The 16396-nt window shown below is 50.1% G+C and carries 13 protein-coding genes, 2 tRNA genes and 3 rRNA genes; 6 read left to right on the top strand and 12 right to left on the bottom strand.

Annotated features, from left to right (window positions below; all coding sequences use genetic code 11):
• Positions 1–48: 48 nt before the first annotated feature.
• The 6 genes from metA to Z042_RS06185 all read right to left on the bottom strand — a co-directional run bounded on the left by metA (position 49) and on the right by Z042_RS06185 (position 6483).
• A complete protein-coding gene (metA, locus tag Z042_RS06210; RefSeq protein ID WP_024913373.1) occupies positions 49–978 on the bottom strand; it encodes a homoserine O-acetyltransferase MetA in 930 nt (309 codons plus the stop codon).
• A gap of 245 nt (positions 979–1223) precedes the next feature.
• A 5S ribosomal RNA gene (rrf, locus tag Z042_RS06205) occupies positions 1224–1339 on the bottom strand.
• 120 nt (positions 1340–1459) lie between these two features.
• Positions 1460–4368, bottom strand: a 23S ribosomal RNA gene (locus Z042_RS06200).
• A 216-nt stretch (positions 4369–4584) separates the two neighbouring features.
• Positions 4585–4660, bottom strand: a tRNA-Ala gene (locus Z042_RS06195).
• 131 nt (positions 4661–4791) lie between these two features.
• Positions 4792–4868: transfer RNA gene (locus Z042_RS06190), tRNA-Ile, on the bottom strand.
• Positions 4869–4941: 73 nt separating this feature from the next.
• Positions 4942–6483: ribosomal RNA gene (locus tag Z042_RS06185) — 16S ribosomal RNA — on the bottom strand.
• Together the 16S, 23S and 5S rRNA genes with 2 tRNA genes alongside form the textbook arrangement of a ribosomal RNA operon.
• 518 nt (positions 6484–7001) lie before the next feature.
• On the opposite strand from Z042_RS06185, the gene Z042_RS06180 reads away from it, so the two are divergent.
• A complete protein-coding gene (locus Z042_RS06180) occupies positions 7002–7544 on the top strand; it encodes a gamma carbonic anhydrase family protein (protein ID WP_024912180.1) in 543 nt (180 codons plus the stop codon).
• Between the two features lie 46 nt (positions 7545–7590).
• On the opposite strand, the gene aroE is transcribed toward Z042_RS06180, so the two are convergent.
• From aroE to dprA, 5 genes are read right to left on the bottom strand one after another with little or no spacing between them, the layout of a single operon-like run.
• The gene (gene aroE / locus Z042_RS06175) at positions 7591–8409 is read right to left on the bottom strand and encodes a shikimate dehydrogenase (protein ID WP_024912181.1); all 819 of its coding nucleotides are present in this window, start codon (positions 8407–8409) and stop codon (positions 7591–7593) included.
• Positions 8410–8420: 11 nt separating this feature from the next.
• Complete coding sequence (gene tsaC, locus Z042_RS06170) at positions 8421–8990, bottom strand: L-threonylcarbamoyladenylate synthase type 1 TsaC (protein ID WP_024912182.1); 570 nt, start codon at positions 8988–8990, stop codon at positions 8421–8423.
• A gap of 7 nt (positions 8991–8997) precedes the next feature.
• Positions 8998–9543: a DNA topoisomerase family protein gene (locus tag Z042_RS06165; protein ID WP_024912183.1), complete on the bottom strand. Its 546-nt coding sequence runs from the start codon at positions 9541–9543 to the stop codon at positions 8998–9000.
• 26 nt (positions 9544–9569) lie between these two features.
• A complete protein-coding gene (gene smg / locus Z042_RS06160) occupies positions 9570–10043 on the bottom strand; it encodes a DUF494 family protein Smg (RefSeq protein ID WP_024912184.1) in 474 nt (157 codons plus the stop codon).
• Positions 10015–11136, bottom strand: a complete 1122-nt coding sequence (gene dprA, locus Z042_RS06155) for a DNA-protecting protein DprA (protein ID WP_024912185.1) — start codon at positions 11134–11136, stop codon at positions 10015–10017. The genes smg and dprA overlap by 29 nt, the downstream gene beginning before the upstream one ends.
• Positions 11137–11268: 132 nt before the next feature.
• Here dprA and def point away from each other — a divergent pair, with 132 nt between their 5' ends.
• The 5 genes from def to mscL all read left to right on the top strand — a co-directional run bounded on the left by def (position 11269) and on the right by mscL (position 16094).
• Positions 11269–11778, top strand: a complete 510-nt coding sequence (def, locus tag Z042_RS06150; RefSeq protein ID WP_024912186.1) for a peptide deformylase — start codon at positions 11269–11271, stop codon at positions 11776–11778.
• 17 nt (positions 11779–11795) lie between these two features.
• Positions 11796–12740, top strand: coding sequence for a methionyl-tRNA formyltransferase (gene fmt / locus Z042_RS06145; protein ID WP_024912187.1), 945 nt, complete (start codon positions 11796–11798; stop codon positions 12738–12740).
• Positions 12741–12813: 73 nt separating this feature from the next.
• Positions 12814–14103 (top strand): 16S rRNA (cytosine(967)-C(5))-methyltransferase RsmB, encoded by a 1290-nt coding sequence (gene rsmB / locus Z042_RS06140; protein ID WP_024912188.1) that lies wholly within the window; start codon positions 12814–12816, stop codon positions 14101–14103.
• Between the two features lie 69 nt (positions 14104–14172).
• The gene (trkA, locus tag Z042_RS06135; protein WP_024912189.1) at positions 14173–15549 is read left to right on the top strand and encodes a Trk system potassium transporter TrkA; all 1377 of its coding nucleotides are present in this window, start codon (positions 14173–14175) and stop codon (positions 15547–15549) included.
• A gap of 128 nt (positions 15550–15677) precedes the next feature.
• Positions 15678–16094 (top strand): large-conductance mechanosensitive channel protein MscL, encoded by a 417-nt coding sequence (gene mscL, locus Z042_RS06130; RefSeq protein ID WP_024912190.1) that lies wholly within the window; start codon positions 15678–15680, stop codon positions 16092–16094.
• 52 nt (positions 16095–16146) lie between these two features.
• Here mscL and Z042_RS06125 read toward each other — a convergent pair whose 3' ends face one another.
• Positions 16147–16353 (bottom strand): alternative ribosome-rescue factor A, encoded by a 207-nt coding sequence (locus tag Z042_RS06125; protein WP_024912191.1) that lies wholly within the window; start codon positions 16351–16353, stop codon positions 16147–16149.
• Positions 16354–16396: the final 43 nt, after the last annotated feature.

Here is a 16396-nt window from a genome sequence, read left to right as displayed (position 1 = left end):
AGCAGGTTATAGCGGCCTCGATTCAGCCGCCGTGTGAAGGAAAAGAGGTTACTCGAGGGTCGGATTCATATGACGTAGATCGAACGGGGTAATCTGGTAGACGTAGTAGTTTAACCAGTTGGCGAACAGTAAATGGCCATGACTGCGCCATGAAGCCTTAGGAGTGAGTTCAGGATTATCGTTAGGGAAGTAGTTCATCGGAACGGTTGGGTTAAGGCCAGCATCACTATCACGACAATACTCACCCGCTAACGTCAGCGCATCATATTCAGGATGCCCAGTAACAAATGCCAAGCGCTTATCTTTACTGGCAAACAGATAAGCGCCCGCCAGTTCCGATTCAGCCAGAATATCCAGATCGGTGTACTGGCGAATAATATCGGTAGGGAAATCGGCATAGCGCGAATGTGGGGCCAGAAAGGTTTCATCAAAACCGCGGGTTAGCAAAGCATGCTGCTGCAACGTCTGGTGTTGATAAACACCTGATAACTTTATCTCTCGCGTCATCTTCGGGATGCCATACAGGATGTTCAACGCAGCCTGTACCGCCCAACAGACAAACAACGTAGAAGTTACGTGCCGTTGAGCCCAATCAATAACACACTCAATCTGTGGCCAATAGGCTACATCGCAGAAATCAACCAGACCCAGTGGAGCACCGGTCACGATCAGTCCGTCAAAATTCTCATGCTGAATATCTTCAAAATTGCAGTAGAAATTGTTCAGATGCTCAGCCGGTGTATTCTTCGACTCACGGCTGTCGATACGTAACAGCTGAATATCGATCTGCAACGGAGAATTGGAAAGCAAACGTAGAAACTGGTTTTCAGTCTCGATCTTTTTTGGCATCAGATTGAGGATAAGCACTTTTAATGGCCTGATTTCCTGTGTTTTTGCTCGTGAGGATGTCATCACAAAGACATTCTCATTACGCAAAAAATTCACCGCAGGTAACTCATCAGGAACACGAATCGGCATTGCCTAACCCTCACATATCCATTTATACGTTTAGACTTCTAGATGCCTGAAGATAGCTTTTTTTTAGCACAATGTCGAGTTTTCAATAGGAAGGTGAAAATGTTTCATCGCCAGAGGGAACGGCGAGGAAGACGGTACTCGCTTACAGCATTTATCACCTTGTACACTACTAATGTGCCCAACGTTGTTTTTAGCACACAGCAAAAAGCCCCATGCTTTCGCATGGGGCTTTCCACTTGTTTGATGCCTGGCAGTGTCCTACTCTCGCATGGGGAGACCCCACACTACCATCGGCGCTACGGCGTTTCACTTCTGAGTTCGGCATGGGGTCAGGTGGGACCACCGCGCTATTGCCGCCAGGCAAATTCCATTTAATCAACCCGCTTCACTTGCGTGAAGCCAGTCAATCCAATCCGGGAACATCGCTGAATATCAAAACTCACTACTCTCTTGTCTCTCAACAAAACACCTTCGGTGTTGTAAGGTTAAGCCTCACGGTTCATTAGTACTGGTTAGCTCAATGCATCGCTGCACTTACACACCCAGCCTATCCACGTCTTCGTCTCAAACGTTCCTTTAGGGACCTTAAAGGCCCAGGGAAGACTCATCTCGAGGCGAGTTTCGTGCTTAGATGCTTTCAGCACTTATCTCTTCCGCACTTAGCTACCGGGCAGTGCCATTGGCATGACAACCCGAACACCAGCGGTGCGTTCACTCCGGTCCTCTCGTACTAGGAGCAACCCCTCTCAATCTTCCAACGCCCACGGCAGATAGGGACCGAACTGTCTCACGACGTTCTAAACCCAGCTCGCGTACCACTTTAAATGGCGAACAGCCATACCCTTGGGACCTACTTCAGCCCCAGGATGTGATGAGCCGACATCGAGGTGCCAAACACCGCCGTCGATATGAACTCTTGGGCGGTATCAGCCTGTTATCCCCGGAGTACCTTTTATCCGTTGAGCGATGGCCCTTCCATTCAGAACCACCGGATCACTAAGACCTACTTTCGTACCTGCTCGAGCCGTCACTCTCGCAGTCAAGCTAGCTTATGCCTTTGCACTAACCTCACGATGTCCGACCGTGATTAGCTAACCTTCGTGCTCCTCCGTTACGCTTTGGGAGGAGACCGCCCCAGTCAAACTACCCACCAGACACTGTCCTCACCCCGGATTACGGGGCAAAGTTAGAACATCAAACATTAAAGGGTGGTATTTCAAGGTTGGCTCCATGCAGACTGGCGTCCACACTTCACTGCCTCCCACCTATCCTACACATCAAGGCTCAATGTTCAGTGTCAAGCTATAGTAAAGGTTCACGGGGTCTTTCCGTCTTGCCGCGGGTACACTGCATCTTCACAGCGAGTTCAATTTCACTGAGTCTCGGGTGGAGACAGCCTGGCCATCATTACGCCATTCGTGCAGGTCGGAACTTACCCGACAAGGAATTTCGCTACCTTAGGACCGTTATAGTTACGGCCGCCGTTTACTGGGGCTTCGATCAAGAGCTTCGCCTTGCGGCTAACCCCATCAATTAACCTTCCAGCACCGGGCAGGCGTCACACCGTATACGTCCACTTTCGTGTTTGCACAGTGCTGTGTTTTTAATAAACAGTTGCAGCCAGCTGGTATCTGCGACTGGCTTCAGCTCCAGGAGCAAGTCCCTTCACCTACGTGCCAGCGTGCCTTCTCCCGAAGTTACGGCACCATTTTGCCTAGTTCCTTCACCCGAGTTCTCTCAAGCGCCTGGGTATTCTCTACCTGACCACCTGTGTCGGTTTGGGGTACGATTCTGTGTTACCTGGAGCTTAGAGGCTTTTCCTGGAAGCTTGGCATCAACCACTTCGCCACCGTAGTGACTCGTCATCACGCCTCAGGGTTGAATAAGAGAACGGATTTACCAATTCTCTCCCCCTACACGCTTAAACCGGGACAACCGTCGCCCGGCCAGCCTAGCCTTCTCCGTCCCCCCTTCGCAGTAACACCGAGTACGGGAATATTAACCCGTTTCCCATCGACTACGCTTTTCAGCCTCGCCTTAGGGGTCGACTCACCCTGCCCCGATTAACGTTGGACAGGAACCCTTGGTCTTCCGGCGAGCGGGTTTTTCACCCGCTTTATCGTTACTTATGTCAGCATTCGCACTTCTGATACCTCCAGCAGCCCTCACAGACCACCTTCAACGGCTTACAGAACGCTCCCCTACCCAACAACGCCTAAGCGTCGCTGCCGCAGCTTCGGTGCATGGTTTAGCCCCGTTACATCTTCCGCGCAGGCCGACTCGACCAGTGAGCTATTACGCTTTCTTTAAATGATGGCTGCTTCTAAGCCAACATCCTGGCTGTCTGTGCCTTCCCACATCGTTTCCCACTTAACCATGACTTTGGGACCTTAGCTGGCGGTCTGGGTTGTTTCCCTCTTCACGACGGACGTTAGCACCCGCCGTGTGTCTCCCGTGATAACATTCTTCGGTATTCGGAGTTTGCATCGGGTTGGTAAGCCGGGATGGCCCCCTAGCCGAAACAGTGCTCTACCCCCGAAGATGAGTTCACGAGGCGCTACCTAAATAGCTTTCGGGGAGAACCAGCTATCTCCCGGTTTGATTGGCCTTTCACCCCCAGCCACAAGTCATCCGCTAATTTTTCAACATTAGTCGGTTCGGTCCTCCAGTTAGTGTTACCCAACCTTCAACCTGCCCATGGCTAGATCACCGGGTTTCGGGTCTATACCTTGCAACTAGACGCCCAGTTAAGACTCGGTTTCCCTACGGCTCCCCTATTCGGTTAACCTTGCTACAAAATATAAGTCGCTGACCCATTATACAAAAGGTACGCAGTCACCCCATTAAGAGGCTCCCACTGCTTGTACGTACACGGTTTCAGGTTCTGTTTCACTCCCCTCGCCGGGGTTCTTTTCGCCTTTCCCTCACGGTACTGGTTCACTATCGGTCAGTCAGGAGTATTTAGCCTTGGAGGATGGTCCCCCCATATTCAGACAGGATGTCACGTGTCCCGCCCTACTCATCGAACTCACAACCTGTGCATTTTGGTGTACGGGGCTATCACCCTTTACTGCGCGACTTTCCAGACGCTTCCACTAACACACAGGCTGATTCAGGTTCTGGGCTTTTCCCCGTTCGCTCGCCGCTACTGGGGGAATCTCGGTTGATTTCTTTTCCTCGGGGTACTGAGATGTTTCAGTTCCCCCGGTTCGCCTCATGACACTATGGATTCATGTCATGATAGTGTGTCGAAACACACTGGGTTTCCCCATTCGGGTATTGCCGGTTATTGCGGTTCATATCACCTTACCGGCACTTTTCGCAGATTAGCACGCCCTTCATCGCCTCTGACTGCCTAGGCATCCACCGTGTACGCTTAGTCACTTAACCTCACAACCCGAAGGTGTCTTCTGTAAACAGAGAACACATCGTGCTGTAAACATTTGAGAGACTCTCTGACAGGGTACTCCTTATCCCCATAACTCTACGGTGGGATAAGTTTCAGCTGTCAGGTTTCAATTTTCAGCTTGTTCCAGATTGTTAAAGAGCAAAATACGTCGCAGTATACTGTTGCCAGTACACTCTGAAGTATCATCAAGGACGTTATGGTGGAGCTAAGCGGGATCGAACCGCTGACCTCCTGCGTGCAAGGCAGGCGCTCTCCCAGCTGAGCTATAGCCCCATACGTCACGTGCAAAAACCTTTATGGGTACCAACTCAACCAAGAGTCAATCGTTACTCAGGCAAGGCATGCGAAAGGGACGTTCACTTTCGGTAAACGACCACGCGCATAACGCAGCATAAGTACAAATTTGGTAGGCCTGAGTGGACTTGAACCACCGACCTCACCCTTATCAGGGGTGCGCTCTAACCACCTGAGCTACAAGCCTATAAAGGGTTTTCTGCTCGTTACTTTTCATCAGACAATCTGTTGTGAACACTCACGCAATCAATATCATTCGGTAAGGAGGTGATCCAACCGCAGGTTCCCCTACGGTTACCTTGTTACGACTTCACCCCAGTCATGAATCACAAAGTGGTAAGCGCCCTCCCGAAGGTTAAGCTACCTACTTCTTTTGCAACCCACTCCCATGGTGTGACGGGCGGTGTGTACAAGGCCCGGGAACGTATTCACCGTAGCATTCTGATCTACGATTACTAGCGATTCCGACTTCATGGAGTCGAGTTGCAGACTCCAATCCGGACTACGACGTACTTTATGAGGTCCGCATGCCTTCGCAGGGTAGCTTCTCTTTGTATACGCCATTGTAGCACGTGTGTAGCCCTACTCGTAAGGGCCATGATGACTTGACGTCATCCCCACCTTCCTCCAGTTTATCACTGGCAGTCTCCTTTGAGTTCCCGGCCTAACCGCTGGCAACAAAGGATAAGGGTTGCGCTCGTTGCGGGACTTAACCCAACATTTCACAACACGAGCTGACGACAGCCATGCAGCACCTGTCTCACGGTTCCCGAAGGCACCAAGCCATCTCTGGCAAGTTCCGTGGATGTCAAGAGTAGGTAAGGTTCTTCGCGTTGCATCGAATTAAACCACATGCTCCACCGCTTGTGCGGGCCCCCGTCAATTCATTTGAGTTTTAACCTTGCGGCCGTACTCCCCAGGCGGTCGACTTAACGCGTTAGCTCCGGAAGCCACGCCTCAAGGGCACAACCTCCAAGTCGACATCGTTTACAGCGTGGACTACCAGGGTATCTAATCCTGTTTGCTCCCCACGCTTTCGCACCTGAGCGTCAGTCTCTGTCCAGGGGGCCGCCTTCGCCACCGGTATTCCTCCAGATCTCTACGCATTTCACCGCTACACCTGGAATTCTACCCCCCTCTACAAGACTCTAGCCTGCCAGTTTCGGATGCAGTTCCCAGGTTAAGCCCGGGGATTTCACATCCGACTTCACAGACCGCCTGCGTGCGCTTTACGCCCAGTAATTCCGATTAACGCTTGCACCCTCCGTATTACCGCGGCTGCTGGCACGGAGTTAGCCGGTGCTTCTTCTGTGGGTAACGTCAATGCACAGTGCTATTCACACTGTACCCTTCCTCCCCACTGAAAGTGCTTTACAACCCTAAGGCCTTCTTCACACACGCGGCATGGCTGCATCAGGCTTGCGCCCATTGTGCAATATTCCCCACTGCTGCCTCCCGTAGGAGTCTGGGCCGTGTCTCAGTCCCAGTGTGGCTGGTCATCCTCTCAGACCAGCTAGAGATCGTCGCCTAGGTGAGCCATTACCCCACCTACTAGCTAATCCCATCTGGGCACATCCGATGGCGTGAGGCCCGAAGGTCCCCCACTTTGGTCCGTAGACGTCATGCGGTATTAGCTACCGTTTCCAGTAGTTATCCCCCTCCATCGGGCAGTTTCCCAGACATTACTCACCCGTCCGCCGCTCGCCGGCAAAGTAGCAAGCTACTTCCCGCTGCCGCTCGACTTGCATGTGTTAGGCCTGCCGCCAGCGTTCAATCTGAGCCATGATCAAACTCTTCAATTAAAAGCTTGATGTGCTGCAACGTGTGCAGCGATGCTCGAAAACTAACGTTTGTAATAATTCACTTAAATGAATTACTGCTTGGTCACTCTTCAAGACTTAGATATTTTTCGCCACCGTAGTGGCTGGATATCGTCTTGTGAGTGCCCACACAGATTGTCTGATAAATTGTTAAAGAGCAGTGAGTTACGCGCTTTCGCTTGCTAACTCGAGGTGGCGTATATTACGCTTTCCTCTTTCAGAGTCAACCTTAATTTGCAGGTTTTTTCTCTGTGACCTTCAGAGACTCTGTGATGGTGTTCACAGGCTCCGTGTCGATGGAGGCGCATTATAGGGATCTTCATTTTTTCCACAACCCCTTTTTAGATCTTTTCTTTCTGACCGCATATTTTTCAGCCCTTTCGCGTGGTTCTTGCCCGTTCGGGATTGTTTTCTACAAGAACCAACGTGTTAACTGATTGTAATTCCATCACCAACGTCTAGTATTGCCGATAAATATGATCCTGATGTGAGGCTATAGTATGTCCGATGCAGTGCGTTCTTATCTTCATTACTCCCCTATGATTGGCCTCCGTGCCATGATCGATCCTTCCAGCGTCGTGATCGGTAATGTTGAACTGGCTGATGATGTCAGTATTTGGCCGCTGGTTTCCATCCGTGGAGATGTGAATGCCGTAAGGATCGGCGCACGCAGCAACATCCAGGATGGCAGTGTCTTGCATGTAACACATCGATCTGACGACAATCCAGCAGGTTATCCTTTATTAATTGGCGAAGATGTCACTATCGGACATAAAGCCATGCTGCACGGTTGTGTTATCGGTAACCGGGTTTTAGTGGGAATGGGGTCGATTCTGCTGGACGGGGCGGTAATAGAAGATGATGTGATGATCGGCGCTGGCAGTTTAGTGCCTCCTGGCAAGCGCCTGGAAAGTGGTTACCTGTATGTCGGCAGCCCAGCACGTCAGGTGAGACCATTAACGTTGGCTGAACGGGAAGGACTCGTCTATTCGTCCAGTAATTATGTACGTTGGAAAGACGAATACCTTGCCAAAGATATCTAATTCAATATGAAACGCTCCGCCACCGCTTTCTATAAGCGGGGCGTTATCAAACCGCCATTTCTTTACGCAATTTTAACAACACAGGCTCTATTTCCGGCATAACACCGTGCCATAACAAGAAGGCGTGCGCAGCCTGCCCTACCAGCATCCCCAAACCATCAGCATAATGTTTCCCTCCTTGTTTTTTCACCCAGCTCAAGAATGGTGTGCCTCCTTGCTGATAAAACATGTCGTAACAACGAGTCGTTTCATCCACAATATTTGCTGGCAATGCAGGTATTTCGCCATTGATCCCTGAAGCCGTTGCGTTGATCACTAAATCAAAACGTTGTTGGTTGAGTTGCTCTATCGGCAATGACGCGATTTCTCCCAAATGTTGAAAGAGCCTCACCAGCTCTTGTGCCCGGCTGAAAGTACGATTAGTCATTACCACTTCACAGCCAAAAGAGAGTAATGGCAGTATCACTCCACGTGCAGCACCACCCGCCCCCACCAGCAGAATACGATCGCCAGGCTGGAGCAGTTGTTGGCATTTAAGATCGGTTAACAGGCCGATCCCATCCGTGTTATCACCCAATAAACGACCATCCGGTAATACTTTGAGCGTATTCACCGCACCCGCGATTGCCGCCCTATCACTCAATTCGTTTGATACTGCATACGCACTCTCTTTAAAAGGAACGGTAACATTGGCCCCCTTCCCCCCTGCTGTAATAAATTGCCGGAGCGCTACCTCAAATCCATCCAATGGTGCCAGCACGGAACCGTAGGGATGATCTATTTCGGTTTGTTCAGCAAACAATGCATGAATACGGGGAGATTTGCTGTGAGCAATGGGATTACCGAATACCGCGAACTTCTCCATTAACATGACCTCTATCCCTGACGGATTTGCTCACCCGTCAAAGCATCTCTGATTTCAGAAGGATTCAGGCGCCCGCCAACGTTACCAGCCAGCACCGGGAAAGATTCGCCAAACTGCAGCTTCACTTCTGCAACAGTACGGCAGGGCTCTTGGCCGCTTAAATTGGCACTGGTTGAAACCAGCGGTTTACCAAACTGACGGCAGAGCTGTTGCACCAGTGGATGATCGCTGACGCGAACCGCCAGCGAGTAGAAACGGCCGGTCAGGAAACGTGGCGTTTGCGGTTTTGCCGGGACTACCCAGGTCACCGGCCCAGGCCAACTAGCAAACATTACGGTACGCTGCTGCTCACCCAAAACGCTGTCATCAATATAAGGCGTGAGCTGCGAATAATCGGCAGCGATCAGGATCAGGCCCTTATCCCATGGACGCTGTTTCAGATCCAGTAAGGCCATGACAGCCTGTTCGCTATCAGGATCACAGCCTAAACCGAATACGGCCTCTGTCGGGTAGGCAACGACCTGTTGATTTTTCAGCGCGGTAATAATAGGTGTGAATGCGGAAATTTGTTCTGAGCTCATGGCGTGATTATTCTGCGATTATGACGGGTTTTCCGCACAGTTTACTGGCACAACAAAGCGTTGGACCTTTGGCCGCACGCTTTTCCATCAATAATGGATAGTGGCAATAAGCACATTCACCAGCGACGGGTTTAAAATTAAGGGCAAATTGGCATTCTGGATAACGATCGCAGGAATGAAACACCTTGCCATAACGTGACTTGCGCTGTAATAACTTACCTTGCCCGCATTGCGGACAAGCAATACTGGTTTCATCCGGTTTATCGATCACTTCGGTATGATCGCACTCAGGATAACGCCCACAGCCGATGAACATCCCATAACGCCCCTGACGCAGCACCAACGCAGCCTGGCATTTCGGACACTCCTGTCCCTCCAGAACTTTGACAATATGACCATCTGCCTGCGCTTTCAATGGCCGGATATATTGGCATTCAGGATATTGGGAACAGCCAAGAAAGGGGCCGTGGCGACCACTACGGATCACCAATTCGGCCCCGCATTCTGGACAGGGTTCATTTTGCCTAGCAGCAAAAATCGCTGTTTTTGTCATAACTTCTTTCTATGTTTGTTACCGGCTCAGTGCAGATAGCCTTCGTTTACTTCAAATAACAGTTCTTCCATTTGCTGATAAGCGCTTTCATATCCGGGGATATTAAACAGCACCATCAGCACTACCCATTTCAGATCTTCGAGATCGAATTCCGTGTTATCCAAAGCCATAACACGATCGATAACCATTTCACGGGTTTCGAGGTTCAATACCTGAATCTGTTCTAGGAACAGGAGAAAACCACGACAACTGGCGTCTAAACGCACACTTTCTTCTTCGGTGTAAATCCGCATTGCCAGCGGATCGGCATCCATAAAGTAAGGTGCATTTTCACCTTCCTGGAGGTCTGCAAGCTTCTCAAGCCAATTCAACGCGTTGTAGATATCATCCCGATCAAATCCTGCTTCGGCAAGATCAGCGGTCAAGGTATCCTGATCAACAGACATCTCTGGCTCATTGTGGATATAAGTTTCAAACAAGTACATGAGTACGTCGAACATGGCCTGCCCTCCTTAATCGGACATAGCCGCCGGGTACAACTGCGATCCACCCTGCTAACTCCAGATCGAGTAATTTAATTACCACCTCTGGCACAGGTTGGCCGGCACGTGCAGCGACGACATCAACAGGTGTCACCTCATATCCTACGTTAGCCAACACATCGCCAAATGGCAATTCAACTTGAGCTTCTGATGCAGAAATAATTGTATTTTCGTTCATAGGCAACCAGTGCAGACCACTTCCTAGTTGTTCTGCGATATCTTTCGGGCTGGTAACTAAGCTGGCTCCCTGCTGAATTAACCAATGTGTCCCTTCACTCATTGGGCTGCCCAGTGCTCCTGGCAGGGCAAATACTTCACGCCCCTGCTCCAATGCATAACGAGCAGTAATCAATGAACCGCTGCGTAGTGAAGCTTCTATAACCACCACCCCCATACTCAACCCACTGATAATGCGGTTACGGCGTGGGAAATGATCGGCCAACGGTAAATCGGTAACCAGATGTTCAGAAACCACGGCCCCACCTTGCTCAACGATTTGTTCAGCCAGACGCCGATGGCGACGCGGATAGATATTTGCTAAACCGCTCCCCAATACGGCAATCGTCACCCCTTGAGCAGCCAAAGCCGCACGATGACAGATCCCATCAATGCCAATTGCCATTCCACTGGTAACTGCAAAACCGCAATATACCAATCCGGTAGCAAAATCATTTCCCCAATGTTCACCATAATGGCTGAACTGGCGGCTGCCCACCATGGCGATCTGTGGCAATTGCAGAGCAGCAGGGCTTCCTTTCATCATCAGTAGTAGCGGTGCATTATCGATATGTGTCAACAGTTCAGGAAAACTCGCTTCACCGTAGATCACCATCTGATTCCCCTCTTCCTCCAACCACTTGAGCGTTGCCTGTAAGTAACGAGCGGGTATATGGCGGAATTGCTCCTGCTGTTTATCGTTCAGACCTAGTGGCCTTAACAACGAATAAGGATTGCCCCGCTCTGCGGCCAGTTGATGGATGATTTGGCTAGCTTGCGGCGCACTTATCCCTGTTACCGTTTGCATCCGTAGAGCGATTTCCTCTGGCTGCATCACGCATTCCCTCGCTGAAAATTTGCTGTTGCCCATTAGTGCAATTGGTCAACGATGCTGTCAATCAGGCCAGGAAATGTCTAGAATAGAAGCTAACCTTTCTTTATCACTCGGATACAGATCTAAAGATATATGTCAGTCTTGCAGGTATTACATTTCCCAGACGAGCGGCTACGCAAAGTTGCAGCCCCGGTAAAAGAAGTCAATGCAGATATCCAGCGCATCGTGGATGATATGTTTGAAACCATGTACGCAGAGGACGGTATTGGCTTGGCAGCGACACAGGTGGATATTCATCAGCGCATTATCGTCATTGACGTTTCTGAGAACCGCGACGAACCGCTGGTGCTGATCAATCCAGAATTACTGGAAAAGCACGGTGAAACCGGTATCGAAGAAGGCTGTCTGTCCGTTCCTGAGCATCGCGCTCTGGTGCCACGAGCAGAAAAAGTGAAAGTCCGCGCACTTAATCGCGAAGGGCAACCTTTTGAGCTCGAAGCCGATGAATTGTTGGCTATTTGTATCCAGCATGAAATGGATCATCTGATTGGTAAGCTGTTTGTCGATTACCTTTCTCCGCTTAAGCGCCAGCGTATCCGTCAGAAACTGGAAAAAATGGCCAAGCTTAGTGCCCGAGCCTAACCAATCAGGAAATCAACGTGTCTGACTCTTTACGGATTATTTTTGCAGGAACTCCAGACTTTGCAGCGCGTCACCTTGACGCGCTGTTGTCATCTAGGCACCAGATTGTCGGCGTATTCACTCAGCCTGACCGCCCCGCTGGCCGCGGCAATAAACTGACGCCAAGCCCGGTCAAAGTGTTGGCGGAACAACGTCAGATCCCGGTGTTTCAGCCTAAATCTCTGCGCCCAGAAGATAATCAGCGTCTGGTTGCCGAGCTCAATGCCGACGTGATGGTTGTGGTTGCTTATGGCTTAATCTTGCCGAAAGCCGTGTTGGAGATGCCACGTCTGGGCTGCATCAATGTCCATGGTTCCCTTCTGCCACGCTGGCGTGGCGCTGCACCTATCCAACGCGCTTTGTGGGCGGGTGACAGCGAAACGGGCGTGACAATCATGCAGATGGATGTTGGGCTTGATACTGGTGACATGATGCACAAGATCAGTTGCCCAATTGAATCCACCGATACCAGTGCTAGCCTGTACGACAAATTAGCGGAGCTGGGGCCACAAGGGTTGCTGGCAACATTGCAACAATTGGCTAACGGTATGGTTAAGCGCGAGGTACAAGATGAAACACGGGTTACCTACGCTGAAAAGCTGAGCAAGGAAGAAGCTCGTCTGGATTGGAACCTGTCAGCGGTTCAGCTTGAACGGTGTATTCGTGCTTTCAATCCATGGCCAGTCAGCTATTTCACTATCGAAGATCAACCAGTAAAAGCCTGGCAGGCAACAGTTTTGGCCGAAACATCTGGCGCGCAACCAGGTACTATCGTTCATGCCGACAAACATGGCATACAGGTTGCCACCGCTGATGGTATTCTGAACCTGGCACAATTGCAGCCAGCAGGTAAAAAACCGATGTCGGCACAGGATTTATTGAATTCACGCCGAGAATGGTTCATACCGGGTAACCAGTTATAAGTGTTCCCCATTGGCCCGGTCACCACTACCGGGCTATTTCTTTCTTAACGCCGCTCGTCATCAGCTTTATTCTATGAAAAATAATTACAATCTCCGCAGCTACGCAGCCAAAGCCATCGGTCAGGTATTGGATCAGGGGCAGTCACTCAGCACTATTCTGCCTACATTACAAAAGAACATTTCCGACAAAGACCGTGCTCTGTTACAGGAGCTTTGTTTTGGCACCCTGCGAGTGCTGCCGCAGCTCGAATGGTGCATTCAGCAATTGATGGCCAAACCCATGACCGGCAAGCAGCGCACGCTGCATTATCTGCTGATGGTCGGCTTGTACCAGTTACTGTATACCCGCATTCCCCCGCACGCAGTGCTGGCTGAAACCGTAGAAGGTGCAGTTGCCTTGAAACGCCCGCAGTTGAAGGGCTTGATAAATGGCGTCCTACGCCAATTCCAGCGGCAGCAAGAAGAGTTATTAACCCGCGCTGCCAATAACGAGAGCCGTTACCTGCACCCAAGCTGGCTGCTCAAACGCATCAAACAGGCCTATCCTGCTTACTGGGAACAGATCGTTGATGCCAACAATCAGAAACCCCCGATGTGGTTACGCGTTAATCGCCTGCACCATAGCCGTGAAGCGTATCTGCAACTAATGCAACAGGCAGGCATCGCCGCTGAACCTCATGATGAATATCGTGACGCTGTACGTTTGCTGACACCTTGTGCCGTGACGGAACTGCCGGGTTTTGTTGACGGCTGGGTTAGCGTACAGGATGCTTCCGCTCAAGGCTGTGTCGATCTGCTAGATCCGCAAGATGGTGAACAGATCCTCGATCTATGCGCCGCACCTGGCGGGAAAACCACCCATATTCTGGAGGCCGCACCAAAAGCCCATGTGATGGCTGTCGATATTGATGAACAGCGCTTAAAACGGGTAAAAGAAAACCTACAGCGCTTGCGTCTGCACGCTGAAATAAAGTTGGGTGATGGCCGTACACCAACAGAATGGTGCGGTGATAAACAATTTGATCGCATTCTGTTGGATGCACCCTGTTCCGCCACCGGCGTCATTCGCCGCCACCCGGATATCAAATGGCTACGCCGGGATAGCGATATCGCCGAATTAGCCAGCCTGCAAGGTGAGATTCTGTCAGCCATCTGGCCACATTTGAAATCAGGCGGTGTGATGGTCTATGCGACTTGCTCTATCTTGCCGCAAGAAAACAGCGAACAGATAACCGCTTTCCTGAAACACCACAATGACGCCAAATTAGTTGAAACCGGTAACAACCAATCACCAGGTAGGCAAAATCTTCCTCATCCTGAGGGCGGAGATGGTTTCTTTTACGCTAAGCTGATTAAAATATAACTATCAGGGCACACCTTTGTGCCGCCTAAAATAACGGCTATAGCCGTTGCAGTTGAAGCAGGGAACCCGATGAAAATAATTATTCTTGGCGCAGGTCAAGTCGGTGGGACACTGGCAGAAAACCTAGTTGGCGAAAACAACGATATCACCGTAGTAGACACCGATTCTGGGCGTTTGCGCCAGTTACAAGACAAGTTTGATTTACGCGTCGTCCAAGGGCATGGTTCCCACCCACGCGTATTACGTGAAGCCGGGGCAGAAGATGCCGATATGCTGGTTGCCGTCACTAACTCTGATGAAACCAATATGGTGGCCTGCCAGATAGCCTATTCCTTATTTAATACCCCAAACCGTATCGCGCGCATCCGTGCGTCGGATTACATCCGCGAAACCGAAAAACTGTTCACCCCAGAAGCGGTACCAATTGACCACCTGATCTCGCCGGAACAGCTAGTTATCGACTACATCTATAAATTGATTGAATACCCTGGCGCATTACAGGTCGTAAATTTCGCAGAGGGTAAAGTCAGCATCGTAGCGGTGAAAGCTTACTATGGCGGGCCACTGGTCGGTAATGCCTTATCTTCCATGCGGGATCATATGCCGCACATTGATACTCGAGTTGCCGCCATTTTTCGTCAGGACCGCCCGATACGCCCGCAAGGTTCGACCATCATCGAAGCGGGTGATGAAGTGTTCTTCGTCGCTGCTTCTCAACATATCCGCGCGGTCATGAGTGAGCTACAGCGATTAGAAAAACCTTACAAACGTATCATGATTGTTGGTGGGGGCAATGTGGGGGCCGGGTTAGCACACCGGTTGGAAAAATCGTACAACGTAAAACTGATCGAACGTAATCAACAGCGTGCTGCCGAACTAGCAGAACACCTGCACGATACAATTGTATTTTATGGCGATGCTTCCGATCAGGAACTTCTTGCCGAAGAACATGTTGAACAGGTAGACGTATTTATCGCCATTACCAATGACGATGAAGCCAATATTATGTCTGCCATGCTGGCCAAACGTATGGGGGCCAAAAAGGTCATGGTGTTAATCCAACGCCGTGCCTATGTTGACCTGGTGCAAGGCAGCGTGATTGATATTGCCATCTCTCCCCAACAGGCGACGATCTCAGCATTGCTGGGGCATGTGCGTAAAGCCGATATCGTTAGTGTTTCCTCATTACGTCGCGGTGTTGCAGAAGCCATCGAGGCTATTGCTCACGGAGATGAAAGTACCTCTAAAGTGGTTGGCCGCATGGTAGAAGAGATTAAATTGCCGCCAGGAACCACCATTGGTGCCATTGTACGCGGGGATGATGTCATTATTGCCAACGGCAATAGCAAAATTCAGCAGGGTGATCACGTAATCATGTTTATTACCGATAAGAAATTCGTGCCAGACGTGGAACGTCTGTTCCAGCCAAGCCCGTTCTTCTTATAAAACATTGGTTATGTGGATGGTTTTTTCTCAGTACTCTAACCAGAGAAACCATAAACTTTTCTATACTCATCATGGTGAAAGGAAATCGCTTTGCTAAACTTGCATCATTAATTTTTTAAGGGGTTGCTATGGGTATTTTGAAAGAATTCCGCGAATTTGCCATGCGCGGCAATGTCGTTGATTTGGCCGTTGGTGTGATCATCGGTGCTGCATTCGGTAGAATCGTTTCTTCTTTAGTTGCCGATATCATTATGCCACCGTTAGGCTTGCTCATCGGTGGTGTCGACTTTAAGCAGTTCCATCTAGTACTGCGTGAGGCTGAAGGAACTATCCCTGCCGTAGTTATGAACTATGGTGCCTTCCTTCAAAATATTTTCGACTTTATCATCGTCGCCTTCGCGATCTTTATGGCTATCAAATTAATGAACAAGATGCGCAACAAAAGCGCTGAAGAACCAGCAGCCCCTCCCACGCCAACGGCCGAAGAGAAGTTGTTAACAGAAATCCGCGATTTATTGAGCCAGCAGCAACAATCGAAGCTGTAATATGCTTGGCAGGATGCTAAAAAGCCATCTTATCAAAATGGCTTTTTATCCCTTAAAACCAGAAGGCCAGTGGTAAGTTGTTATTGATTAACTTACCACTGGCCTCCCAGTTACCGCCCTTTGTGTGTTTATCCTTACGCCGGTAACTGCCTTTCCCTTTGATATTCTTTTCTACGCGCTGACGGAAAAGCGGGTCATGTAACAACGCCTCAATGGCATTTTCCTGGATTTGGCCTTTAGTATGCCGATATTTAGTCATAGTCATATTCCTTGTGAATCGCGTGGACATAAAACAGGCTGAT

This window comes from Chania multitudinisentens RB-25, assembly GCF_000520015.2.
GTDB classification, from domain to species: Bacteria; Pseudomonadota; Gammaproteobacteria; order Enterobacterales; family Enterobacteriaceae; genus Chania; species Chania multitudinisentens.
Note: the sequence above shows the minus strand (reverse complement) of the source record. Positions and strands in the feature narration are given on the sequence as shown.

Coding starts and splice junctions, on each gene's coding strand:
- metA (WP_024913373.1), bottom strand. CDS start 978: ATGCCGATTCGTGTTCCTGATGAGTTACCTGCGGTGAATTTTTTGCGT.
- Z042_RS06180 (WP_024912180.1), top strand. CDS start 7,002: ATGTCCGATGCAGTGCGTTCTTATCTTCATTACTCCCCTATGATTGGC.
- aroE (WP_024912181.1), bottom strand. CDS start 8,409: ATGGAGAAGTTCGCGGTATTCGGTAATCCCATTGCTCACAGCAAATCT.
- tsaC (WP_024912182.1), bottom strand. CDS start 8,990: ATGAGCTCAGAACAAATTTCCGCATTCACACCTATTATTACCGCGCTG.
- Z042_RS06165 (WP_024912183.1), bottom strand. CDS start 9,543: ATGACAAAAACAGCGATTTTTGCTGCTAGGCAAAATGAACCCTGTCCA.
- smg (WP_024912184.1), bottom strand. CDS start 10,043: ATGTTCGACGTACTCATGTACTTGTTTGAAACTTATATCCACAATGAG.
- dprA (WP_024912185.1), bottom strand. CDS start 11,136: ATGCAGCCAGAGGAAATCGCTCTACGGATGCAAACGGTAACAGGGATA.
- def (WP_024912186.1), top strand. CDS start 11,269: ATGTCAGTCTTGCAGGTATTACATTTCCCAGACGAGCGGCTACGCAAA.
- rsmB (WP_024912188.1), top strand. CDS start 12,814: ATGAAAAATAATTACAATCTCCGCAGCTACGCAGCCAAAGCCATCGGT.
- trkA (WP_024912189.1), top strand. CDS start 14,173: ATGAAAATAATTATTCTTGGCGCAGGTCAAGTCGGTGGGACACTGGCA.
- mscL (WP_024912190.1), top strand. CDS start 15,678: ATGGGTATTTTGAAAGAATTCCGCGAATTTGCCATGCGCGGCAATGTC.
- Z042_RS06125 (WP_024912191.1), bottom strand. CDS start 16,353: ATGACTAAATATCGGCATACTAAAGGCCAAATCCAGGAAAATGCCATT.